Source organism: Bradyrhizobium genosp. L (genome assembly GCF_015624485.1).
GTDB lineage: Bacteria > Pseudomonadota > Alphaproteobacteria > Rhizobiales > Xanthobacteraceae > Bradyrhizobium.
This window is the reverse complement of record NZ_CP061378.1, coordinates 5,337,016-5,358,605: the sequence shown is the minus strand read 5'-3', so window position 1 is coordinate 5,358,605 and position 21,590 is coordinate 5,337,016. Positions and strand designations below refer to the sequence as shown.

At 64.0% G+C, this 21,590-nt stretch carries 27 protein-coding genes; 14 read left to right on the top strand and 13 right to left on the bottom strand.

All coding sequences use genetic code 11. From position 1 onward, the window contains the following. Window positions 1–140 precede the first annotated feature (140 nt). The gene (locus IC762_RS25575) at window positions 141–1,373 is read left to right on the top strand and encodes an acetyl-CoA C-acetyltransferase (protein WP_195784972.1); all 1,233 of its coding nucleotides are present in this window, start codon (window positions 141–143) and stop codon (window positions 1,371–1,373) included. Between the two features lie 6 nt (window positions 1,374–1,379). On the opposite strand, the gene IC762_RS25570 is transcribed toward IC762_RS25575, so the two are convergent. The 3 genes from IC762_RS25570 to IC762_RS25560 are packed head-to-tail and all read right to left on the bottom strand — an operon-like array spanning window position 1,380 to window position 5,273. Then, window positions 1,380–2,972 carry an ATP-binding protein gene (locus tag IC762_RS25570; RefSeq protein ID WP_195784971.1) on the bottom strand — a complete coding sequence of 531 codons (1,593 nt, stop codon included), beginning with the start codon at window positions 2,970–2,972 and terminating at the stop codon, window positions 1,380–1,382. Then, a complete protein-coding gene (locus IC762_RS25565) occupies window positions 2,969–3,673 on the bottom strand; it encodes a response regulator transcription factor (RefSeq protein WP_195784970.1) in 705 nt (234 codons plus the stop codon). Before IC762_RS25565 ends, IC762_RS25570 begins: the two co-directional genes overlap by 4 nt. A gap of 25 nt (window positions 3,674–3,698) precedes the next feature. Beyond that, window positions 3,699–5,273 carry a DUF4153 domain-containing protein gene (locus IC762_RS25560; RefSeq protein WP_246801234.1) on the bottom strand — a complete coding sequence of 525 codons (1,575 nt, stop codon included), beginning with the start codon at window positions 5,271–5,273 and terminating at the stop codon, window positions 3,699–3,701. Between the two features lie 181 nt (window positions 5,274–5,454). Here IC762_RS25560 and IC762_RS25555 point away from each other — a divergent pair, with 181 nt between their 5' ends. Continuing rightward, window positions 5,455–6,759: a glycoside hydrolase family 3 protein gene (locus tag IC762_RS25555; RefSeq protein WP_195790276.1), complete on the top strand. Its 1,305-nt coding sequence runs from the start codon at window positions 5,455–5,457 to the stop codon at window positions 6,757–6,759. Here the strand turns inward: IC762_RS25555 and IC762_RS25550 are convergent. The 3 genes from IC762_RS25550 to IC762_RS25540 all read right to left on the bottom strand — a co-directional run bounded on the left by IC762_RS25550 (window position 6,756) and on the right by IC762_RS25540 (window position 9,107). Beyond that, window positions 6,756–7,907, bottom strand: coding sequence for an OpgC domain-containing protein (locus tag IC762_RS25550; RefSeq protein ID WP_195784969.1), 1,152 nt, complete (start codon window positions 7,905–7,907; stop codon window positions 6,756–6,758). The genes IC762_RS25555 and IC762_RS25550 overlap by 4 nt on opposite strands. 173 nt (window positions 7,908–8,080) lie before the next feature. After that, window positions 8,081–8,356 carry a hypothetical protein gene (locus tag IC762_RS25545; protein WP_195784968.1) on the bottom strand — a complete coding sequence of 92 codons (276 nt, stop codon included), beginning with the start codon at window positions 8,354–8,356 and terminating at the stop codon, window positions 8,081–8,083. A gap of 121 nt (window positions 8,357–8,477) precedes the next feature. Beyond that, entirely contained in the window at window positions 8,478–9,107 is a 630-nt protein-coding gene (locus IC762_RS25540) for a LexA family transcriptional regulator (protein WP_195784967.1), read from the bottom strand. Window positions 9,108–9,236: 129 nt separating this feature from the next. Between IC762_RS25540 and IC762_RS25535 the strand changes: the two genes are divergently transcribed. From IC762_RS25535 to IC762_RS25520, 4 genes are all read left to right on the top strand, one after another. Next, window positions 9,237–9,809 (top strand): GcrA family cell cycle regulator, encoded by a 573-nt coding sequence (locus tag IC762_RS25535; RefSeq protein WP_195784966.1) that lies wholly within the window; start codon window positions 9,237–9,239, stop codon window positions 9,807–9,809. 95 nt (window positions 9,810–9,904) lie between these two features. Beyond that, window positions 9,905–10,477, top strand: a complete 573-nt coding sequence (locus IC762_RS25530; protein ID WP_195784965.1) for a DUF6456 domain-containing protein — start codon at window positions 9,905–9,907, stop codon at window positions 10,475–10,477. A 167-nt stretch (window positions 10,478–10,644) separates the two neighbouring features. After that, on the top strand, window positions 10,645–11,067 hold the full coding sequence (locus IC762_RS25525) for a GFA family protein (RefSeq protein ID WP_195784964.1): 423 nt from the start codon (window positions 10,645–10,647) through the stop codon (window positions 11,065–11,067). Window positions 11,068–11,384: 317 nt separating this feature from the next. Then, entirely contained in the window at window positions 11,385–12,647 is a 1,263-nt protein-coding gene (locus IC762_RS25520; RefSeq protein WP_195784963.1) for a CaiB/BaiF CoA transferase family protein, read from the top strand. Between the two features lie 142 nt (window positions 12,648–12,789). Here IC762_RS25520 and IC762_RS25515 read toward each other — a convergent pair whose 3' ends face one another. The 5 genes from IC762_RS25515 to IC762_RS25495 all read right to left on the bottom strand — a co-directional run bounded on the left by IC762_RS25515 (window position 12,790) and on the right by IC762_RS25495 (window position 16,309). Next, complete coding sequence (locus IC762_RS25515; RefSeq protein ID WP_195784962.1) at window positions 12,790–12,975, bottom strand: hypothetical protein; 186 nt, start codon at window positions 12,973–12,975, stop codon at window positions 12,790–12,792. A gap of 227 nt (window positions 12,976–13,202) precedes the next feature. Next, window positions 13,203–13,526: a cupin domain-containing protein gene (locus IC762_RS25510; protein WP_195784961.1), complete on the bottom strand. Its 324-nt coding sequence runs from the start codon at window positions 13,524–13,526 to the stop codon at window positions 13,203–13,205. Continuing rightward, the gene (locus tag IC762_RS25505) at window positions 13,523–14,230 is read right to left on the bottom strand and encodes a YqcI/YcgG family protein (protein WP_246801233.1); all 708 of its coding nucleotides are present in this window, start codon (window positions 14,228–14,230) and stop codon (window positions 13,523–13,525) included. Before IC762_RS25505 ends, IC762_RS25510 begins: the two co-directional genes overlap by 4 nt. Window positions 14,231–14,303: 73 nt before the next feature. Further along, a complete protein-coding gene (locus tag IC762_RS25500; protein WP_195784959.1) occupies window positions 14,304–15,596 on the bottom strand; it encodes an MFS transporter in 1,293 nt (430 codons plus the stop codon). Then, the gene (locus IC762_RS25495; RefSeq protein WP_195784958.1) at window positions 15,596–16,309 is read right to left on the bottom strand and encodes a hypothetical protein; all 714 of its coding nucleotides are present in this window, start codon (window positions 16,307–16,309) and stop codon (window positions 15,596–15,598) included. Before IC762_RS25495 ends, IC762_RS25500 begins: the two co-directional genes overlap by 1 nt. A gap of 64 nt (window positions 16,310–16,373) precedes the next feature. On the opposite strand from IC762_RS25495, the gene IC762_RS25490 reads away from it, so the two are divergent. The 3 genes from IC762_RS25490 (at window position 16,374) to IC762_RS25480 (ending at window position 18,999) form a co-directional block, all read left to right on the top strand. Beyond that, window positions 16,374–17,393, top strand: coding sequence for a GlxA family transcriptional regulator (locus IC762_RS25490; RefSeq protein ID WP_195784957.1), 1,020 nt, complete (start codon window positions 16,374–16,376; stop codon window positions 17,391–17,393). 164 nt (window positions 17,394–17,557) lie between these two features. After that, on the top strand, window positions 17,558–18,691 hold the full coding sequence (locus tag IC762_RS25485; protein WP_195784956.1) for an alpha-hydroxy acid oxidase: 1,134 nt from the start codon (window positions 17,558–17,560) through the stop codon (window positions 18,689–18,691). A gap of 104 nt (window positions 18,692–18,795) precedes the next feature. Continuing rightward, entirely contained in the window at window positions 18,796–18,999 is a 204-nt protein-coding gene (locus tag IC762_RS25480; RefSeq protein ID WP_195784955.1) for a hypothetical protein, read from the top strand. Here IC762_RS25480 and IC762_RS25475 read toward each other — a convergent pair. Then, window positions 18,996–19,181: a hypothetical protein gene (locus tag IC762_RS25475; protein WP_195784954.1), complete on the bottom strand. Its 186-nt coding sequence runs from the start codon at window positions 19,179–19,181 to the stop codon at window positions 18,996–18,998. The genes IC762_RS25480 and IC762_RS25475 overlap by 4 nt on opposite strands. A 206-nt stretch (window positions 19,182–19,387) precedes the next feature. On the opposite strand from IC762_RS25475, the gene IC762_RS25470 reads away from it, so the two are divergent. The 4 genes from IC762_RS25470 (at window position 19,388) to IC762_RS25455 (ending at window position 20,720) form a co-directional block, all read left to right on the top strand. Beyond that, window positions 19,388–19,846, top strand: coding sequence for a hypothetical protein (locus IC762_RS25470; protein ID WP_195784953.1), 459 nt, complete (start codon window positions 19,388–19,390; stop codon window positions 19,844–19,846). After that, window positions 19,828–20,082 carry a hypothetical protein gene (locus tag IC762_RS25465; protein ID WP_195784952.1) on the top strand — a complete coding sequence of 85 codons (255 nt, stop codon included), beginning with the start codon at window positions 19,828–19,830 and terminating at the stop codon, window positions 20,080–20,082. The genes IC762_RS25470 and IC762_RS25465 overlap by 19 nt, the downstream gene beginning before the upstream one ends. Then, entirely contained in the window at window positions 20,076–20,252 is a 177-nt protein-coding gene (locus tag IC762_RS35805; protein WP_195784951.1) for a helix-turn-helix domain-containing protein, read from the top strand. The genes IC762_RS25465 and IC762_RS35805 overlap by 7 nt, the downstream gene beginning before the upstream one ends. A gap of 114 nt (window positions 20,253–20,366) precedes the next feature. Then, window positions 20,367–20,720: a phasin gene (locus tag IC762_RS25455; protein WP_195784950.1), complete on the top strand. Its 354-nt coding sequence runs from the start codon at window positions 20,367–20,369 to the stop codon at window positions 20,718–20,720. A gap of 47 nt (window positions 20,721–20,767) precedes the next feature. Here IC762_RS25455 and IC762_RS25450 read toward each other — a convergent pair whose 3' ends face one another. After that, complete coding sequence (locus IC762_RS25450) at window positions 20,768–21,028, bottom strand: hypothetical protein (RefSeq protein WP_195790275.1); 261 nt, start codon at window positions 21,026–21,028, stop codon at window positions 20,768–20,770. 266 nt (window positions 21,029–21,294) lie between these two features. On the opposite strand from IC762_RS25450, the gene IC762_RS25445 reads away from it, so the two are divergent. Beyond that, window positions 21,295–21,582 (top strand): hypothetical protein, encoded by a 288-nt coding sequence (locus IC762_RS25445; RefSeq protein WP_195784949.1) that lies wholly within the window; start codon window positions 21,295–21,297, stop codon window positions 21,580–21,582. The last annotated feature ends 8 nt before the right edge of the window (window positions 21,583–21,590 follow it).

Genomic DNA, 21,590 nt, shown 5'->3' with positions numbered 1-21,590 from the left:
CTCCGCCCAGAATATCCGCTGTTGTGTTCCGGTCGGACAATCGGAAAGCGCATCAGATGATGGGTTGGGCGGCCCCGAATTGACTTTGATCCCGGACCGGCGGCAAATGCCGCAACCAATTTGCCGAAGAGGAAATCGCCATGGCTGACGCGCTGATCATCGACGCATGCAGGACGCCGCGCGGCATCGGTAAGGCCGGCAAGGGCGCGCTTGCCGGCATCCATCCGCAGCAGCTCGGCGCCACCGTGCTGCGGGCCCTCGCCGACAGGACCGGCATCAACACCGCTGATGTCGACGACATCATCTGGGGCACCAGCTCGCAGCGCGGTCCGCAGAGCGGCGACCTCGGCCGGATGTCGGCGCTCGATGCCGGCTACGACGTGCGCGCCTCGGGCGTCACGCTCGATCGCTTCTGCGGCTCCGGCATCACCAGCGTCGGCATGGCCGCCAATGCGATCATGGCGGGCTCCGAGGATCTCGTGATCGCCGGCGGCACCGAAATGATGTCGATGGAAGGCCGACGCGGCGAGGGGCCGTTCATGATGGACAACGGCAATTTGCGCCTGCGCGCGCGTCATCCGCAATCGCATCAGGGCGTCTGCGCCGATGCGATCGCGACGATGGAGGGGATTTCGCGGCAGGACGTCGATGCACTCGGCCTCGAGAGCCAGAAGCGCGCGGCGGCGGCAATCGCCGGCGGCCATTTCGCCAAGAGCCTGGTTGCGGTGCATCGCGAGGACGGCACGCTGGCGCTCGACCGTGAGGAGTATCCGCGGCCGCAGACGACGATGGAAGGTCTCGCCGCGCTGAAGCCGGCATTCCCCGCCGTGGCCGACTACGCGCTCGACGACAAGGGCACGACTTACCGCAAGCTGATCCTGGAAAAGCATCCGGATCTCGACATCGACTTCGTCCACCACGCGGGCAATTCGTCCGGCGTGGTCGATGGATCCGCGGCGCTGCTGCTGGCGTCGCCGGATTATGTCCGCAAGCATGGCTTGCAGCCGCGTGCGCGCGTGGTCGCGATGGCCAACATGGGGGACTCGCCGACCCTGATGCTCAACGCGCCGGTGCCGGCGACGCGCAAGGTGCTGGCCAAGGCCGGGCTCACACTCGACGACATCGACCTGTTCGAGATCAACGAGGCCTTTGCGGTGGTCGCCGAAAAGTACATCCGCGACCTCAAGCTCGATCGCAACAAGGTCAACGTCAACGGCGGATCGATCGCGCTCGGCCATCCGATCGGTGCCACCGGCTCGATTCTGATCGGGACGGTGCTGGACGAACTGGAGCGTCGTGATCTCAGGCGCGGCCTAGTCACGATGTGCGCCGCCGGCGGCATGGCGCCGGCCATCATCATCGAGCGGATCTAGCTCCGGTCAGACCGCGGGAAACCGCAGCTCGAAGACGACGCTCTCGCCAGACGACAGCAGCCGGATCGTGCCGCCATGCGTCACCATGACCGCCTGCGCGATCGCAAGCCCCATGCCGGTGCCGCCGCTATCGCGGCGGGTGGTGAAGAAGGCGTCGAAGATCTTGTCGCGATTGGCATCCGAGATCGGGGCTCCGTCATTGCTCACCGTCATCCTGATGGCCGAGGCTTCGCCGGCGGCCTCGATCTGGATCGTTTTTGCGTTGTGACTGAAGGCGTTGTCGGCGAGGTGCGCCAGCACGATCATCGCCTTTTCGCCGGACATGCCGACCGAGCGTTCAAGGCAACCGCTGGCCGTGATGGCCCTTCCGGGAAATTGGCTTCGCAGACCATCGATCACGGTCGCGAGCTGGGTCTGCTCGTTCTGCGGGGCGCTTTCCGCGCGGGCGAGCTCGCGCAGGCGCTGGCTCATCACGTCGAGCCGCGCGACGTCGCCGAGGATGTTCGAAATGAAGCTTTGCTGCTCGGTCCGCGTCAGCGTGTCCGATTTGCTTTGCAGCGAATCCAGCAGCAGCTCGGCGGCGCCCCTGATCGATGTCAGCGGCGACTTCAGCTCGTGGGTCAGATGCGCCGAAAAGGTCGCGATGTAGTCGGAGCGGCGTGACAACTGATGGGCCATATCGAGGAAACTGTCCGAGAGCTGCGCGAGCTCCCGCGTGCCGTAATGATTTAGCGGCTGAAACGCGTTGCGGTCGCCGCGTCCGATCCGCGTGGCTCGGTCGACGAGCTCGCGCATCGGCCGCGTGACGGTGCGTGAGAACAATAGTCCGATCGTGATCGTCGCCAGCACCACCGCCAGTGCCGCGAGCAGGAACTTGCCGCGTTCCTGGTAGATATGGTCGAAGATGTTGTTCGGGGTCCGCGAGGTGTAGATCACGCCGGCGACGCGATCATTGACGATGACCGGCATCGCCGAAAACACGTGAACCCCGACGCCGCGGCTGATCGAATAGATCGGCGGCGGTGGCTTGTCGGGCATACGGATGCGCAACGCCGCGCTGTATTGGCCGCGTAGCGCGGTCGCGACCTCCTCGATATGGGCGAGCGATTGCCCGACCTCCTGGCGCCCGGCGATGACCACGCCGTCGGGGTCAAGAATCCGGAAGCCGGCCAGCGTCACTTTCTGGGTCTCCAGGATGATCGGCATCAGCCGGGCGCCGATCGCGACATAGGCCGGATCCGCGGGCTTCGTGGCCGGCAGCGCATCGGGCCGGCGCCGCAGCAGATCGTTGCCGGCGAGATCGAGCGCGGGCCGGATCGGCGTCAGCCTGTCGCCGGGGTCGGGCAGCGCCTCCGGCGGGACCGTGGCGCCGAGCGGGATCCCGCTGTCGAGCCGTCCCCGGACGTCCTGGGCATAGATCGCGGCAAGCACGCGGCTTTGCGCAATCAGTTCGGCCTGGGTCTGGTGGATCAGCTGGTTGTCGTAGAGGCGGAAGAAGAACAGCCCCAGCAGCGGAAGTGTCGCGACCAGAGCCAGCACGGTGAAGATCACGAGGCTGAGCGACGGCCGCCATTTCTGCCGGGCGTGGAACGACATCATGCCTGCGGCTCGCAGCGGCCGAGCTTGAAGCCGACACCGTGCACCGTCTCGATGACATTGTCGCAGTTCACGACGGCGAGCTTGGCGCGGATATTGCGGATATGGCTGTCGATGGTGCGGTCGGAGACCTGGATGTTGAGCTGGTAGGCCGCGCTCATGATCTGCTCGCGGTTGAAAACGGAGGTCGGCCGCGTCAGGAAGGCGCGCAGGATTCCGAACTCGATTGCGGTCAGGCGAAGCGGGCTGCCTGCGAACGTCGCAACATGCTGCTCGGGGTCGACCGAAAGATGTCCTCTCGCGAGCACGGCGGCTTCCGGCTTCGCGCCGGCCGCGCGCGGCGTCAACCGGCGCAAGATGACATTCACCCGCGCGACGAGTTCACGCGGGCTGAACGGTTTGGTCACATAGTCGTCGCCGCCGATCTCGAGCCCAAGCACGCGATCGATCTCGTCGTCGCGGGCGGAGAGGAACAGGATCGGAACGTCGGAGGATTTGCGGATCTCGCGGCAGACGTCGAGGCCGTCGAATTCGGGCATGCCGATATCGAGCACGATCAGCTCCGGCCGTTCGCTGGCGAACCGCACGAGCGCCTCCTTGCCGTCGCGCGCCTCGACCACGCTCATGCCGGCCTTCTTGAGCGCGACGCGGATGACCTCGCGGATATGCAGGTCGTCGTCGACGATAAGGATGCGGTGCGTCACGAACACTCTCCGAAAGCCGGCATCTTCACGATCCCGACGCGGTAGCCTGCTGTGGCCGATCCAGGATGCGTTGCAACCGCCAGCCACGAAAACTCCAGCTGCGCCATGAGGCCATCTGCTGGCGCTGTTGTTCTACAAGGCAATTGCGGCGGGAGACAAGGACAGGGTCGGCGTAGCGGAGCTCGGGGGCGGAGTCGCCGTAACGGTGCCGCAGGACCCTGTCGATCGCCGGCAGCGCCTGCGGCCCGAGCTGGACCAGATAATTCATGTCGAGAACCAACCCTTTGTTTTGGAATTCACGGCTGTGATCGACATTGTAGTCGGCGATCTCAGCGCCGAAGTTGGTGAGCGAGCAGGCATAGAGCACGGCGGTCAGGCTGATCAGGTTGGCTCTGACCAACCATGCGTTCGAACGCCGCAAGACGATGCGGGTCAGGATCAAGATCAGCCCGAGCGCGACGAGGAGCATCCAGACGAAGGCGGCAATCCGCCAATAGGTCAGCAGGTAGGTCTGGACGTAGAGATCGAGCCGGAGCATCGAGGAGATCACCAGCAGGATGTTCTGCCCAACCCAGACGTAGACGAGCGCGCGCATGACCCGCGATTGCTCGGCCGGGCCACGCGGCCGCATCGTGATCAGCACGAAGCCGGCCGCGAGCAGCGCCGTGGCGATCAGCGGATAGGCGCCGCGATGGGCGTATGACGCGTAGGTGATGTCGGCGGGCAGTGTCCCGTTGCCCCAGAGATAGATCGCGTCGAGCACGGTCTGGATCGCGAACAGCAGATTGAACAGGATCAGCGAGCGCAGGATGGCGCCGGTCCCGAGTAGGTCCATGATCCTGGCGGGCACGACCGGATCTTGCGTGAGCGATGGCGGTTGCGCGGCTGCCACCCCGACACTGCGACGCCACTTGACGTGGAGGAACGGCCAGACCAGCGCCAGCGCGAGGATCCAGAACAGCATCCGGCTGATGCTGAGGTAGGAGGTCGGATCACCCGGATTCAGCTCGCCGATCCATTTCGCGAACAGCGGATTGGCTGTCGCGAACAGAAAGACGAACAGGCCGCCGAGCAGCACTGGGACGAACCACAATGCGAAGCCGCGCGTGACTGCCGGCAGGTCGAAGGCGCGAACCGCGTCGCGAAACAGTCTGAACGGACCGACCAGAAGGAGATCGAACATGGAAGCGGCGCCGTCGGCCAGACCATCCAGATAGGGATTGGTTGTCAGCATCAGCGCCGCGCCGAGCGCGAGAACCGCGAAGGCCAGCGAAGCGGCGTTGAGGTCCTCCATGGCCGGCACTAACCCGACCAGAAGAATTGTTCCGGCGAGCAGCAACCGACGACGGTCGAGGTGATCGCGGTTGGCGGCAAGCGATATGCAAGCCAATACGGCTGCAAAAATCACGACGGAAATCCCCGGACGCTGGTCATAGAACAACCAGTCGGCCAGCGCCGCGAGCGCAAGCGCGGCTGCGGTCTTGGCCGGCGGCAGCACGTCATTCGGCTGGCTCTCGATCTCGGTCTGCGGTGGTGCAAGGCTTGTCATCATGACCTCGGAAATAAGGACATCGTTGCTGCGGCCGCCGTGCAGATCCATGTCTGCTCCACGGCTGGCCGTGCGGCGTACCTTGGGCCGTGCCTGTGCAGATGCCGGGAACGCGATCAGCAGGAGTTCAGGATTGTTATGCAGATTGCGTGCAGAGGCGGCTTATCCGCTCGCGCCGGCGAATCCGCTCTGCTACGGACGATGCCGGTCGGCTCGGACTCCCGTTGTCTCCATGCAAATCATCAAGCGCATCGGCATCACTCTGGTCTGGATTGCCGGGCTCGTTTTCCTGTTCGCGGGTATCAACAACAACGATCCCTATCTGGTGCCGTTACGCGGCACGGGCAATCTGCTGCTTGTGCTTGCGAGTGTCGCCGCCGTGGTTGTGCTTGTCCGCCGGGGCTTCTGGCGTGGACGCGGATGGATGGGACGGTTGCTGACCGTGTTGTGGTGCCTGCCGCCGGTCGCGGTGCTGGCCGCGCATGGCACGTTTGAATTTCGGAAGCACCGTGTCCTGCAGACCGAGCCGGCGCTGGCGCGGTCGCTCGGACAGCATTTCATCGTTGGCTACACGTCATTCGACGAGGTGGCGCGCCTGGCCGAGAAAGGATTGATCGCGGGTGTCTACGTGACGCGGCACAATGTTGCGGGACGAACGGCTGAGGCGCTGAAGGCGGAGATCGCCGCATTGCAGGCGAGGCGGCGCAGCGCGGGTCTGCCGCCGTTGATCGTCGCGGCGGATCAGGAAGGGGGCATCGTCTCCCATCTGGCGCCGCCGCTGACGCGATTGCCAGCGCTCGCCACACTGGCCGACCTGGCGCCGGAGCAACAGCGGGCGAAGGCGGAGGCGTTCGGACGCATCCATGGCCAGGAACTGGCCTCGCTTGGCGTCAATCACAATTTCGCTCCGGTGCTCGACCTCCGGCCGGACACGGCACGCAACCGGCTCGATTTCAACACGCTGATCGGCCAGCGCGCGATCTCGGACGACCCCGCCAAGGTCGCAGCGATTGCGAGCGCCTATATCCATGGGCTCGAGTCCGCAGGCGTCCAGGCGACCGTGAAGCACTTTCCCGGGCTCGGTCGGGTGCGCGCCGATACGCACCATTTTAGCGCCGACCTCGATACGCCGCTTGGTGAACTGGAGGCGACGGACTGGCGTCCGTTTCGCGAGGTGCTGTCGGCATCGAATGCGCGACTGATGGTCGGGCACGTGGCAGTGGACGCCGTCGATCCAGAGCGGCCCGCGTCACATTCCAAGGCGGTCATCGACGGCCTGATTCGAAAGCAATGGAGCTACCAGGGCATCGTGATGACCGATGATCTGGTGATGGGGGCGATCTATCAGCATGACGTCTGCACCGCGGTCGTGGAGGCGCTGAACGCGGGCGTCGATCTCTTGCTCGTTGCCTATGACGGCGCACAATTCTACCGCTTGTTCGCCTGCGCGTCCGACGCGGCCGGTCGGAACGCGCTCGATAGCGCCATCCTGCACGACAGCGAGACGCGGCTGCGGCGAGGCCTGATCGTGGATTAGGCTGTTCCAACCGCCGATTTGTAGTCCTGCTGCCTCGACCACGACACGTAATAAGCGACGCCCGTCATGGCCAGGATGCCGGCGATGCTGACGACCACCTGCATCAGCAGCGAACCCTGGCCCGTGATCAGGATGAAGTGGGCCGCAAACGAGAGGAACACGCCCGCGCAAAAGACCGCCAGCCATTCTTCACCGCACTTGATCAGGGGCTGCAGGGCGTAGGAATGCAGATGCGCCCAGCCGCGCGGCACCAGCAGCGTGAACAGGAACGCCAGGGTCAGGAGATGCAGGATCCGGTACGGCGCGACGTTCTCCTTGTCGTCCGGCAAGAACGTATCGATCAACGGACCCGGCATCATCTTGGCAAGCGCCGGGACATTGCTGCCGGACACGATTGCCAGCGCGAACAGCAGGTACAGCAGGGCCGCGGCGCGCAACGCCGGAACGGCCTGCATCGCGCGGATCACGCGTGCGTAGCGCTTGCTCATGAGGGCGAACCAGCCGCCCATCGTGAACAGGAGCTGCCAGCAGAACGGATTGAAGTACCAGTGCCCGTCCGGATACGACGCCAGGTTCCAGTCAAGGATACGCGCGGCCGCATAGAGCGCCACGGACGCCAGAAGCGTCAGGTTCGGCACACGCAGCAATCCGAGCAGAAAGACCGGCTGGACGGCCATCACGGCGATGACGAGCTGCAGGACGTCGAGATTGAGCGGCTTGGCCTGCAGGAACAGGCCGTAGATCAGCGTCCGGATCGGATGATCGATGAAGCCGGTGATGTTGAACTCGCTGATGATCTCGGGGGCCGCGGTCCGGGTTGCGGCATAGCTGATCAATTCGACGTATATGACGAACAGCACGACATAGGCGGCGTAAAGCTGCCACACGCGCTTGAAGATGCGGGTCGCCGCCACCAGGTAGCCACGCTCGAGCGCAATTCTCGCAAAATTGAGCGTGGCGGTGTAGCCGCCGACGAATGCGAACAGGTCGGTCGCGCCGCTGAATCCGAAGTTGCGCAAGGTCAGCATGCTGACCACGTTCTGCGGAATGTGGTCCAGGAACAGGAACCAGTTGGCGATGCCGAGCAGCATCGCAATCCTGAGGTCGCTTTGGCGTGCGGCGATCTCGGCGCTTGTTGTCGGATTCATTTGAAAGCTGAAATTGACCGGTCCGAGCAGCGAGTTCGGTAATCTAGTGCGAACTTCCGCGTCATCCGAATAGACTTCGCGTGAACGATATCTAGTCCGTTTCTCGTTCAGGCCAAGATGCCGGAGCCGCGAAACATCACGTTTTTGAAATCATCATGTGAACGGTCGAGGCCTCAGACGGGCTCGTGCTTGCGCAGGTCATGCGCATGGTCGAAGGCATTGGCTTGCAGGTCCGCGCCGGTCACGCCGATTTCGGGCAGGGCGGCCTCGGCAAGAATGTCGTCCGTGACGTCCTCCACGGAGGACGCAACGATCTCGTGGATGAAGCAGATGTTGCCATATTCCCCGGATGCGACCCGCGCGATGACCTCGCGCCGTGTCATTTCGGGGTCAACGATCGCCTCGCGGCCACGGCGGCCATAGTCAATCATCACGACAAAATACTGCATAATCGAAAGATCGATGCCTTGACAGTCGCCGGAGATTATCTCCGACGACCGCGACCTTGTCAAGATATATTTCCGATTATCAGCATATGGTCGTGGATCACCATCTCACCCAACCAACGCGCTATTTGTCGGCGTTCTTCCCACCCTTGCCCGATTTGCGGCTCTTCGACGCCTTGCCGCGCAGCCGCGCGATCTGACCGCGGGGCAAAGTGAGGGCGATCTCGCCGATCCATTCGAGCTTCACGCCGTTGATCGGCTTGGCGTTGAAGCTCTTGAGATTGACCAGGCCGGTCGAGCTGCCGCGCTCGATCGTCTTCAGATAGCGCTCGCCGCTCTTGAGCCGGACCGCGGCCTCCTCACCGTAGAAGCTCGACAGCGGGTGGCGCTGCTCGCGATACACCACGATGACGTCGCCATTCTCGTATTTCGGTAGCATCGAATCGCCCGAGATCTCGAAAGCGACGGTCTCCTCCCAGATCGGGAACGGCAGCTCGACCTCGCCGAGGCCTTCGGGCGGCACCTGTTCGTATTCCGGCTCGATCGTCGCGCCGGCGCCGATCCGGCCCATGACCGGGATCAGGTTCAGCTCGAGATATTCGACGATCGGCTCGATCTCGGACGCCTTGATCAGTCGGATTCCCGACAGAATCTCCGACACCGCCCCGGCCCGAACGCCCATCGCCTGGGCAAGCCCGCCCTTGGACTTGCCCGTCCGCTCCAACGCCCGCTCAATTAAAGCCACATCCAACATGGTTCACCCTCTCCCGAATCTCCCAGCATTATAACCGTTCCGATAATCGGAAAACAAGCTTGACTTTTCCTTACGAATATCCGAATATGACGGTGGCGCCGATGGAATGACAGAAATGGGAAATTTGCAATGGAAGCAACCAACTGGCTGCCGGAGCATTCGGCGGCGCTGCGGGACCTTCGGGTCCGGGGTATGTCCTATTCGGAGATCGCCGACACGATTAATGCAAGATTCAGCACGGCTTACACGCGAAATGCCACCCTCAGCCGGGGCCAGCGCATGGGGCTCGGGAGCCTCGACCGGCCCGAGCCGTCGTTGCCGGAACCGCTCGATCGGCCAGAGAACCGGCCCGAACCGTCCCCGCTGGAGGCTCCCAGCCTCGAACAGCCGCGTGAGGTTCGCACCGAGCCGCGGGCCGACCTGCCTCGCCAGCCGAAAATCTTCTCGGGTCACCTGGATCTGCCCGAGCTTCGCTGTGTCGAGGTCGCGCCACGGCATCTTTCGCTGCTCGAACTGGAAGCCGGGGACTGCCGATATCCGTATGGCGGCGACCACGAGGGCGAGGCGATGACGTTTTGCGGTCATCCGCGCCAGCCGGGATCGAGCTACTGCACGCCGCATTTCCAGCTGAGCCGCGACGCCGAACTGTCGGCGAAACCGGTGCTGAGCGCCGAATGGCTCCGCGCCATCGGGGCGGGCTGAACCAACCGACCTCCTGACCATCTGACTGCCGTCCGCGGTCGCCACCGCGCGCAGGAACGCGCGCGCCCGTCATCAGCCTCAATGGAGAATCAGCAATGCCGCGAGCCAATCGCCGGAAGCCTTACGATCCGGGCAGTGCGCACGACCGCCGCGCCCAGGACTTGCCATACAATGCCCAGGTGGGGACCGTCGAAGTCGACGATCCCCTCGCGTTGGAGCCCGGCGACAAGATCGTCGCGCTGCGCTCGGTGCGCAACGATCCGCTCGGGCGGTTGCACGCCCACCGCCAGATCGACGATTCGCAGTATCGCGGCGGCCGCGCCTTCCAGGCCGACTGGGAGCGGGCCGAACGGGGGCCGCGGGCGGTGGATACGACGCGCGAATATGTCGACGGCGGTCAGTGGCGCGAGCCGATCACCGAGGGACAGCGCCAGGCGACGCTCCGCCTCAATCGGGCCGAGCATGAGCTCGGCGCCGACGGGTCGATGCTGGTCCATGAGGTCCTGATCCTCGGCATGACGATGGAGCAGATCGGGCAGCGGCGCGGTCTGCAGACGCAGCGCTGGCAGGACTATTTTGCGCGGCGCTTCAAAGAGTGCCTGGACCGGCTGGCGCTGATATACGGATTTGCGACGCCGCCTCGGGTTCCCCAGAAGCAGCAACGATGATGCGGCGCGTTCGTCGGCGTCGGAACGGTCGACAGCGCCGCGAACTGTCATGTAACCTTCGCGTGCGCCTGCGCCCCTCCAGCATCTTTCCCGCTCGAATAACTCAAACGCGTGCCGCGATGCTGACGGGAGCTTGACGTGAACAAGTCACCAGGGAGAACAAAACCATGAAGCACACTGGAAACTGCTTTTGCGGAGCCGTCGAGCTGCAAGTCACGGGACAGCCGGAAGCGATGGGCTACTGCCACTGCCGCTCATGCCGCTCCTGGTCGGGCGGTCCGGTGAATGCGTTCAGCCTCTGGAAGCCCGAGGCGGTGGAAGTCACCAAGGGCGCCGAGCACGTCGCGACATTCGAGAAGACGCCGATGAGCCAGCGCAAATATTGCGGCAAGTGCGGCGGTCACCTGATGACCAATCATCCGACGCTCGGACTGGTCGACGTCTTTTCCGCAACGATCCCGACGCTCAGCTTCGCCCCGGGCGTTCACGTCAACTACGCCGAGGCGGTGCTGCCGATCCGCGACGGCCTGCCGAAGCTGAAGGATTTTCCAGCCGAGTTCGGCGGCTCCGGCGAAATGATGGCGGAGTAGCTCGACCGCTCGCTCACGATGTCGAATGGCGTGGCGATCGGGTGTCGCCACGCCACGATCTGGCGCGGTTGAGCTCGACGCCGGGCCGAGTCGGGATCCGGCTGAGTTCCTTTGGCGACCATGCCTCGCGACGACGTGCCTGAGTGCACGGTGCGTCGAGGCCCTGTGCAGCTGGCGGCAGCCATGTCGGGCGCAGGTCCCGCCCTGCAAAATCCGGAATTGGTCGTGGCGAGGGGCTTCGCTAAAAGCGGTTGCGTCGCCGCTCGACGACGAAGTCGAATTTCGTCTGACAAAATAAACACAGGAAAAGTCCGATCATGACCGCGAGACCCGAATTGCCGGAGCACACGCCGCGTGGACCGAGCGTCCCGACGGCGCTCGATGGTCTGCTGGTCGTCGATTTCACCCGGGTTGTCGCCGGGCCGGCCTGTACCCAGACGCTGGCGGACTTCGGCGCCGAGGTGATCAAGATCGAGAACCCGGATGGCGGAGACGACACACGCCACTACGAGCACGCCGAGACCGGTGGTGAGAGCGCGGCATATCTCAGTCTCAACCGCAACAAGCGTGGCATTGCGCTCGATTTCAACAATCCGGTCGCTCTCGAGGTGGCGCGCGCGTTGATCGCCAAGGCCGACGTCGTGGTGGAGAATTTCTCCGGCGGCGTGATGAAGAAGTTCGGGCTCGATTACGCATCGGTCGCGCCGAGCAACCCGCGGCTGGTCTATTGCTCGATCTCGGCCTATGGCCGCAAGGGCGAGTTCGCGCTGCGGCCCGGCTTCGACCCGATCACGCAAGCAGAAAGCGGCTTCATGTCGCTCAACGGCTTTTCGGATGGCGAACCGGTGCGCACCGGACCGCCGATCGTCGATCTGGCGACCGGCATGTCGGCCTGCAACGCCATCCTGATGGCGCTGATTGCGCGCGACCGCCTCGGCCGCGGTCAGCAGGTCGAGGTGGCGCTGATCGATATCGCAGTCGCAATGACCGGCTTCTACGGCATGGCCTATCTGGTCAGCGGTAATAATCCCGGCCGCTTCGGCAACTCTCCGAACGGCTCGCCGACCGTCGGTGTGTATCGGGCGTCCGACGGTCCGCTCTACATGGCCTGCGCCAACGATCGGCTTTATCGCCGGCTCGTGACCGAGGTGTTGGAGCGTCCCGATCTCGTCACCGATCCCGAATTCGCGCACCGCAGGCAGCGGACCGCCAACAGGGAGAAGCTGCGCGCCATCATTGCGAGTGTATTCGCGAGCGACACGCTCGAGCACTGGATGGCGAAAATGAAGAAGGCCAATATTCCGGTCGGCTATCTGCGCACAATCGAGGAGGGGTTCAATGCCCCCGAGGTGCGCGACCGGCACCGCCTCAGCAAGATCCCGCATCCGACCGCAGGCTCGGTCCCGAACATCGAATCGCCGGTCGGTATGAGCCTGACGCCGACGGTCGATCCGGTTGCTGCTCCATTGCTTGGCCAGCATACCAAGGATGTGCTGCGCAAGACGCTCGGCTATGATGACCGGCGCATCGCGGCATTGGCCGAGGCGGGCGCCTTCGGCAAGGCAGGCAACGCGGTTTAGCGCGGCATCGGAAAAAGTTCGAGGCCGGCCTTCGGTTTCGCGGCGCGATCTGTTCGCTAACCGCCGCAAAGCCACTCGCCCCGTGCCGAGGTCACTCGGGTGTCACGGGGCGCTTTGCGCGGAGCCGGTCCGTGTCCGGACCTCAGTTCGGCTTGCTGCGCAGGTTGGTCCTTGGCATGGTTTGAACTTCCTCCGGCTCCGCCCGATCGATCTCGAGGCGTGCCATCCGGAGTATCAGGGTTGCGGTGGTCAGGCCGAGACGCTCGGCCTCCTGTGCTGCGGTCTCGACCTTCTGGGCCAAGCCTTCACGTTTGCCTGGGTATGCCATTCGTGATCCTCACTTAAGGTGCGAGATGAAAATCCCATCCCTGTTGCAGAGCTGCGGAACAAGCTCGGAGCTCCATCGAGCGAAACAATGGAAGGCCTGCGACTGTTGAAGGCCTTCCTTCGACTTGCGTCCGGCCAGCGTTGCGAGGTCATCGAGCTGGTCGAACGTTTGGCGGTTGAGCCGCGTGATCCCTCGTTGTCCTGAGGTTTCGCACTTCTCCTCAAATCTCAGCTGGTGAAGATCGGCTTGGCCGGCGGTTGCGTCGCGATCACATAGACTGCGCCGCCTTCCAGCGCCTCCGACTGGTGCCGGGTTCCGGCCGGCAACAGGATCGTGTCGCCGGCGCCGACGATGCGTTCCCCGTTATCCCAGATGAAGTTCAACCGGCCGCTGATGATCATCAGGATCTCATCGACCGGGTGGGTATGGAAGTGATGCACCTTGCCTGCCGCGTCGTGCTGCAGCTCCACCGAGCCCTGCGCGGGAAGCAGGTTCAGGATATCCGGATCGATGGCAAATTCGGTCTTCGTGCCTGCAATGATGCGGGTCATGCGGCCTGCTCCTTGTCCTCGATCGGCGGCGTCTTGTTCTGGGCGAGCTTGGCGAAGGGACAGCCACCGCTTGCGTTGTTGTCGTCGTGCAGGAAGTACTGCTGATACTCGCGGCCGTCGGCCGCACCGTAACGGCCAAGCATCGGCGAGGGGCTCGCGCTGTCGTAAGGGATCAGCCGCTTGCGTACCTCGGCGAATGCGGCGTTGGCCGCCTTCTCGGTGCCGAGAATCTTCTCGAACACCCAGCGCGGCTGGAAGGTGAGCATGAAGGCGCTGGAGCGGCGGCTTTGCCGCATCACATGCGCAGGCGTCGTGCACACCACGAAGATCGGCTCGCCGGCGAACGAGAACTCCCACATCGGATGATCGATCTGTTCCGGAATTTCGGCCGGCCACGGCGTCTTGTCCAGGCGCGCGAGCTGGTCGAGCGTCAGCCACATCTTGCGGTAATAGGCGTCGAGGGTCTGCACCGGTCGCGGCCGCGTGAACACGATCAGCGACGTATTGGGACCGAACGAACGCGACTGCGCGACGTATTGCGCGAGCTGCTCGCCGAGCACGTCGACGTCGTACGGATCGAGGAAGAGATAGCGGAGCTGGTCCTGGCGATGCCCTGCGACCCCGAACACGCAAGGGAACGGCCTTGCATCGCTGCTCATCTGCGCTTCGAACTCGGAGAACATCACGCTCTGCCAGCTGCTCACCGGAAAGTTTGCTGCAACTTCGCCTTTTCTTAAAAACAAATGCTTCATAACTCCCCCTTCACTCGTAATGAGACTACCGGACTATCAACTTGCTCCTCATCAGTAACGGCCCGGCAATACCAGGCAGCGACATGAGGAGTAGAATGACTATCAACGCGACGTAACCGCCATCGCCGATCGCAGTTGCGTTGTGCACGGCGTCGGTTCCGGGGACCTGGCTGGCGGCAAGCATCGCGAAACCGATCACCGGCTGGGAGAGGCCGGCGAGAATTCCGGCGGCCGTGGTGTTCACGGAGGCGCCGACGCCAATGAGGTCGGCCGTGTAAAGCTTCTTGACGCATTTCAGCACCAGCGGGACGGTGCCGCCGGCAACGAGGCCCAATGCCGTGAACACGACCGTGACGTAGACGAGGCCGAACGTGCGGGCGATCGACGGCAGCAACAGCGCAATCAGGGCCATGCGCAGCACGCAGATGCCGACCAGCGCGCGGTCGAGCGCGGTGGCGGCCCGATCGGCGGCGTGGCCGAGGAAGATCGAGCCGAGCGCGTTGCCGATCATGAAGGCGAGCAGGGGCGTGCCTGCGGCCGTCGGCGAGATATTGAAGAAGTGCGCCACCATCGGGATACCCCAGACGCCGGACAACGTCGTTACCACCGCGAAGTGCGACGCGAACGTCATTGCGCAGCCCCAGTTCGCGACATGGGCGAGCGATTGCCGCGCTGCGACGACGACGCCCTTCAAGGTCTTGCTGCTGTGCGAGGCCGGGTCAGGTTTGAGCGCGAGCTTCGCGAAGGCGAGGTTGGCAAGACCGATGCAGGCGATGAACAGGAAGCAGGCCCGCCAGCCGAAGCCGGAAACCGCCGCAGCGAGCGGCGTGGTCGCGATCACGCCGCCGACATAGCCGGAGACCTGCGAGATACCCGACATCACGCCGAACCGCTCGTCGGCAAAGCTTTGCGCGACGAGCTTCAACAGCGCGGTGAACACCAGGGCATCGCCGCAGGCGACGATCAGCCGCGCGGCAAATACGTCGACCAGGTTCGGCGCCAGCGCGAACGCCGCGCTGCCGAGCGAGGAGGCGATCATGCTGACCAGCACGACGCGCTTGACGCCGTAGCGGTCGACCAGAAGGCCGGCCGGAATCTGCATCAACGTGTAGCCCCAGAAATAGCTGGAGGCGAGCATCGCAACACCGGCCGCGTCGGTGTTGAAGTCGTGCATGAAGCTGAGGCTGACCGATTGCGGCGAGACGCGCTGCAGGAAAGCGATCGCGTAGGCGATCGCGACCGCCGTCCAGGCCAGATAGGCGCGATCGGTCAGGCGCGACGTCGGGGCGTATACGGCCTGCTGTCCGACCATCGCCATCACACCCTCGCGTAGCCGACCGAGAACAGCGCATCCGCCGAATTCGGGATCTTGCGCGACATCGCGGCGTCGACCAGCGACGCCACGCCGTGATAGGGCTGCCGGTGATGCTTGATGTGGCCGTAGGCGCCGCGCATGATCATGTCGGGAATTTCGAGCGGCTTGCCCGGATAGAGCGACGTGCACATCTCGACGCAGGCGGCCTGCAGCTCAGGGTCCTGCCCGTCGTCGAGCAGCGAGGGCGTCACTTTCTCGCAAATCTTGGCGTTGGCGGCCCAGACGATGGGATTGCGGGTGCGCCAGCCGTACAGCACGCTGCCTTCGGCTCGCTCGGTGGCGCCCGAACATTTCAGCACTTCGGCCGTGAAGAAGCCGTACAGGCCGCGGCCCTGATGCGCCGGCAGCACCTCGGTGCCGCTGCGGTAGATTCCAAGCCCGGCCGACATCTGCAGAATGCGGTAGACCGAAAAGGCGACGAGCCCGGAGCCGTCATAGACCAGGATGAGGCTGTACTTGCTGTCGAAAGGCGAGGAATCCGCCGTCCAGTGCGGCTCGGAGGCCTGCCAGTTGACGGCGATGATACCGTTCATCGCATCCATCAGCGGCTGACGGTCGCAGTCTTCGATTCGGGAGGCGTTGGGGAAACTGTAGATCGCGTAGTCGGCCCACGACGTTTTGAGCGCCTGATATCCGCTGCCCAGATGTCGCGACATGGCAGAAACTCCAGTATTCCATCGCGAGCTATACAGGGGCGCCTCGAATGGCTTAAAGGACAATATGCCCTCGAAAGCTGCCAAACCGTCCCGGCCCGAGCCGCCCGACAAGGCACCGACGCGACGGATCGCGATGGTGGCCTTTCCAGGCGTGACCCTGCTCGACATCTCCGGGCCGGCACAGGTGTTCGCGGAGCTCGAGGCGATCGAGCTGCCCGGGCCGGGCTATTCGCTGTCCTACCTTTCGACGTCGGGTGGGCTGGTGCCGACCGACGTCGGCATGATGGTCGACACCGCCTCGATCGACAGTGTTCTGCCCGGCGAGATCGACACGCTGGTGATCCCCGGCGGGCCGGGCATCTGGAAGATCCGCGACGACGCCAGGTTGATGGATTGGACGACGGAAGCCATCGCAAAGGCGCGCCGGATCGCCTCGGTCTGCCTCGGCGCGTTCGCGCTGGCCTGGACCGGCATCCTGGACGGCAAGCGTGCTGCGACGCACTGGCGCTATTGCCCACGCTTGCAGGACAGCTTCCCCAACGTCCGCGTCGAACCCAACGCGATCTTCGTCAAGGACGGACGGGTCTGGTCATCGGCCGGTGTCAGCGCCGGCATCGACCTGGCGCTCGCCATGATCGAGGAGGATTTTGGCCACACCACCGCGCTCGATGTCGCGCGCAGGCTCGTAGTGTTCCTGAAGCGGCCCGGCGGTCAGAGCCAGTTCTCGACCGTCCTTGCCGCGCAAGCCTCGGACGTCGAGGGGCGCTTCAGCGCGTTGCATGCATGGATCATCGAGAATATCGCCAGCGACCTGAAGGTCGAGACGTTGGCGGCGAAGGCCGGAATGACGCCGCGCACGTTCGCCCGCGCTTATGTCAGCCGCACCGGCATGACGCCGGCGAGTGGCGTCGAGGCGCTGCGCGTGGAGACCGCGCGCCTGTTGCTCGAGAGTCGCCAAATCGGCGGCGTCGTCGAGGTGGCCAAGCGCGCAGGGTTCGGCGATGACGAGCGTATGCGCCGGGCGTTCCTGCGCCACCTCGGCGTCACGCCGACGGAGTACCGAAGTCGCTTTTCGGGCGGATAGCCTGCCATGCGGCGGCCGGATTCGGGTGCAGGCATTCTGATCGCGAAGCCCATCCATCTCGCGCGCGAATGGCTGACCTTCGCTCGCGGGATTCGGCGCTCAAGGCGGTAGCTTTTGCGGTTTGTCTGCGGCTAAGGTGCCGGCCAAATCGGGAGAGAAACACCATGAATGACGGGACCCCCATCCAGCCGGCGCGCAATGTCGAGCTCGGCGCCAGCGGAGAAGAATACCAGAACCTGCATGAATTCGTGCGGAAGGCCCGCGCCAAGCTGAACCAGAATGCCTGGGACTACATCGTCGGTGCCTCGGAGACCGAGACCACGATGCGCCGCAACAGGATGGCGCTCGATGAAATCGCCTTCCGGCCGCGCGTCCTGCGCAACGTCGCGCGTGTCGATGCGTCTACCGAGCTGTTCGGGCGCAAGCTGCGGTTGCCGGTCATGATCGCGCCGGTCGGCGCGCTCGAGATCTTCGATCCCGAGGCTGGCGCTGCCGTCGCGCGTGGCGTGGGAACGTTCGGGGCGGCGCATATGCTGAGCTCGGTATCGGAGCCGGGCCTGGAGAACACCGCCACGGCGGCGCCTGACGCATTGCGTATTTATCAGCTCTATGTGCGCGGCGACGATGCGTTCGTCGAGGATGTCGTCGCCCGGACCGTCGCCAACGGCTATGCCGCGTTCTGCCTCACCGTAGACACCGCCCATTACAGCCGGCGCGAGCGTGACATTGCCAAGCGCTATGTCCGCGAAAGCCGCATTCGCGCCACTGGCGGCGACTTCCAGAAGGGGCTGGAGTGGCGGACCGTGAAGTTGATCAAGGACAAGTTCAAGATTCCACTCGTCGTCAAGGGCATCGCCACTGCTGAAGACGCCAAGATCGCCGTCGATCACGGGGTCGACTGGATCTACGTGTCGAACCACGGTGGACGGCAGCTCGACCACGGCCGCGGCTCGATGCATGTACTGCCCGAGATCGTTCAGGCGGTCGCAGGCCGCGCCAAGATCATGGTCGACGGCTCGGTCTGTCGCGGCACCGATATCGTGAAGGCGATCATCTCGGGCGCCGATCTCGTCGGCATCGGCCGTCTGCAGTGCTGGGCGCTTGCCGCCGCGGGCGAGGCCGGCATCGTGCGCATGCTCGAACTCCTGGAGGACGAGGTGATCCGCTGCCTCGGGCTGCTCGGCGTCACCCGCTTTGCCGAACTGGATAAATCCTATCTGCATCCGGCGATGCCGACCAACCTGCCGAGCGTATTCAGCGCGTTCCCGCTGCTGGATATCGAGCCGTATCGCTACTGAGGCATTGCGGGGCTCGTGCGGCCTCGCAGCATCATTGCGCGGCGTCCATAAAGACGCCGCGGCAAAGCCAAAGTCTGATCGAAATGCCGCACTAGTCGGAGCGAATGGCAGACAATCCATTCGCTGAGTTTTCTCTTGAAAGAGCCATCGGTTTGCGCTGGACGCTGCGGGATATCCAGGCCGACCGGCTCGAATTGTCACCGGTCAGCGACGAGGACCTGCGCGTTCTGGTCGAACTCGGGCTGATCGAGCTGCACGATGACGGGCCGGAGCTGACGCCCTCGGGCGCTGCAGTGTTGAGTGGTTAGCGGGCCTTCAGAAAACTTTCGCCGGAATTGCAGGGCGTGCACTGGTAGGTCAGCACGTCGTAAACCTGATCGCGCGGTTCGATCAGGGCAAGCCGCATCTGCGCGCCGCATTTCATGCAGGGCATCTCTATGCTGGTCTTGAAACGCGTGCAGGTCGGTGTCGGTCGAAAGGTGTGCAGCATCGTAGTCCCCGTGCCCCCAGGAGAGACGCAACGCCATCAACGAAAATCCGAATCACTTATGCCACAGTGCTGACACGATTGGAATCCGGACGGTAACGAGATCGGGGAGTTCCATGCCGGAACAGGGAGATATTGGCGTCAAGTCGTCTTGAACCGAAATGAACCGATCGGGAACTAACCCTGAGGGATGGGCGGGAGGCGGGACGGTGAGTGGGAGCCGCTTATCTTGGGCGACGGCCGAGCATCGGCCCGACCGAACGGTCTTCCGATTTTCCACAGCAGACTATGCGCCGCAGGATCGGCTCGATGCCTGGCGCGAGGTCTATGGAAACACCCTGTGCAAGCAGGAGATCGAGCCTGTCGATTCCGGCAACCTCGATGCCAATGTGTTGTTTTGCCGGCTGCCCGGCCTTGCCACCATGCGCGGCGACCTCTTCCAGGCCCTTTATCGACGTAAGCCCTATCAGGTCGAAAGCGACCGGCTGTTCATTGCGGTGGGGTTGGCCAGCAGTTTCGAGGTCGAGCAGCTCAGCCGCAATGCGCTTGTACGGGTCGGGGATGGATTCATCGGCGGGCGCGGAGCCGCTTGTCAGCCAGGTTGCGGCGGGCTGTCGCTCGCTGACCCTATCGATGCCCGCGCGCGCCATTGCTCCAATGGTCCCTGACGCTTGGTGCATCGCGTGACGCGGCCGTTGCGGTTACGCTCGGTGGTGGCCGTGCGGCGCGCCTGCGCGAGATCAAGGCGGATATCGAGCAGACGATCAGCCGCGAGAAGGTCTCGATCGACGGCCTTTCCGCACGGCATCGGCTGCCGGTGCGCTATATCCAGCGCTTGTTCGAGGCTGAGGGGATGACATTCACCGAATCTCCAAACGGCTCGCATGGGTCCACCGGATGTTGACCGATCGGCGCTTCAGCGACCTTCCGATAGGCGCGATCGTGTCCGCGGCCGGCTTCAACATTCAGTCCTATTTCAACCGCAGCTTCCGTAGCCGCTACGGCGCTTCACCCTCCGAGGTTCGAGCCGGCGAGGGGCTGGGGAGGTATCCCGCACGCCTGAACTCGACCTAGGTCAATTTTCCTCGGTGCGCCCCGGAACCGGGCCCGGCGGCGTTGATTGATCATGTGGGCTGACGCCGTCACAATCTATGGTAACGTCACTGGACGCTTATTCAGGGGGCGATCATGATTGAACCGAAACTTGAAGTTCCTGCCGAGCTCCGCGATCTCGCGGAGAAGACCATCGATCAGGCCGAGAAGGCCTTCAGCCTGTTCTTCGATGCGGCCAGCAAGTCGATGACGACGATGCCTGGCACCGGTGCGGAGATATCCAAACAAGCACTCTCGTTCACCGAGCAGAACATGAAGGCGGCGTTCGAGCATGCGCGCAAGCTTGTGCACGCGACCGATCTGCAGGAGGCGATGCGGATTCAGTCCGAATTCCTGCGCAGCCAGTTCACCAATGCCGGCGAGCATATGCGGCAGATCACGGGTAACGTGATGTCCGCCGCCAACGACGCCACCAAAGGCAAGTTCTAGCGCGGGACGTTTTTCTAGCGCGGGACGTTTTTGCGGCAGGTTCGCGTCTAGCGCCGGCGGGCCACCGCGATGCCGACGAGAAAGGCAACGAAGAGGCTGGCGAGCGGCGCTTCGCGCGTGACCGCACTCACCGTCGAGAGCACTCCGCCCGGTCGGCGCGATGCCGCGATCGCGTCGGTCAGCCGATCGGCCGCCGCGCGCAGACCATCCGACACGTCCGTGACGGTGCGCGAAACATCGGTCGCAGCGTCGATCGCGCGCTCGCCGAGCGTGGGTTGCAGCGGGGATTCCGGTGATTCAAAGCTCATGCGCGGTGCTGCGGGCTCGATCGAAGGAAGGTACGTGGCCGCCACCTTTGGCTATCCGCGCGTGCGCTCGTTTTGAACAGCGGGTCGATGACCTTTGGCTATCCGCGACAGGCGCCGTTTTGAACGGCGGGTGACGGCCACGCTGTGAGAATGCCGCAGCCGCGGATTGGTTCCCGTGAACATGCCTCGTTTTCGAACTTGGGAACCGGAAACTTCCGCGCAAGTCGCCGCTTATTCCTGTGACGACAATTGCGAGGACTGATGTCATGACCGATGTTCGCGCGATCGAGCACAGAAAGCGGCACGGTGGCGCACCGCTCGCGGTGGCAACAGTGGTTGCAATCCTCGGCGTGCTGGGCATGCTGATCGTCGATCACGGCCCCTGGAGCACGCCAATGGTGCAGCCGGCCGCGACGGCCAACCACTCAACGACAGGCGAGTCGGCACGTGCTGCCGGTGCCGCAGTGACGCCGACGGAGCCAAGAGCGCCGATCGAGCCCGTCCCGCCGGGCCCAAAGCCGGCGCAACCGGCAAATCCGAATTTGTTGCAATAGAGGTGAAG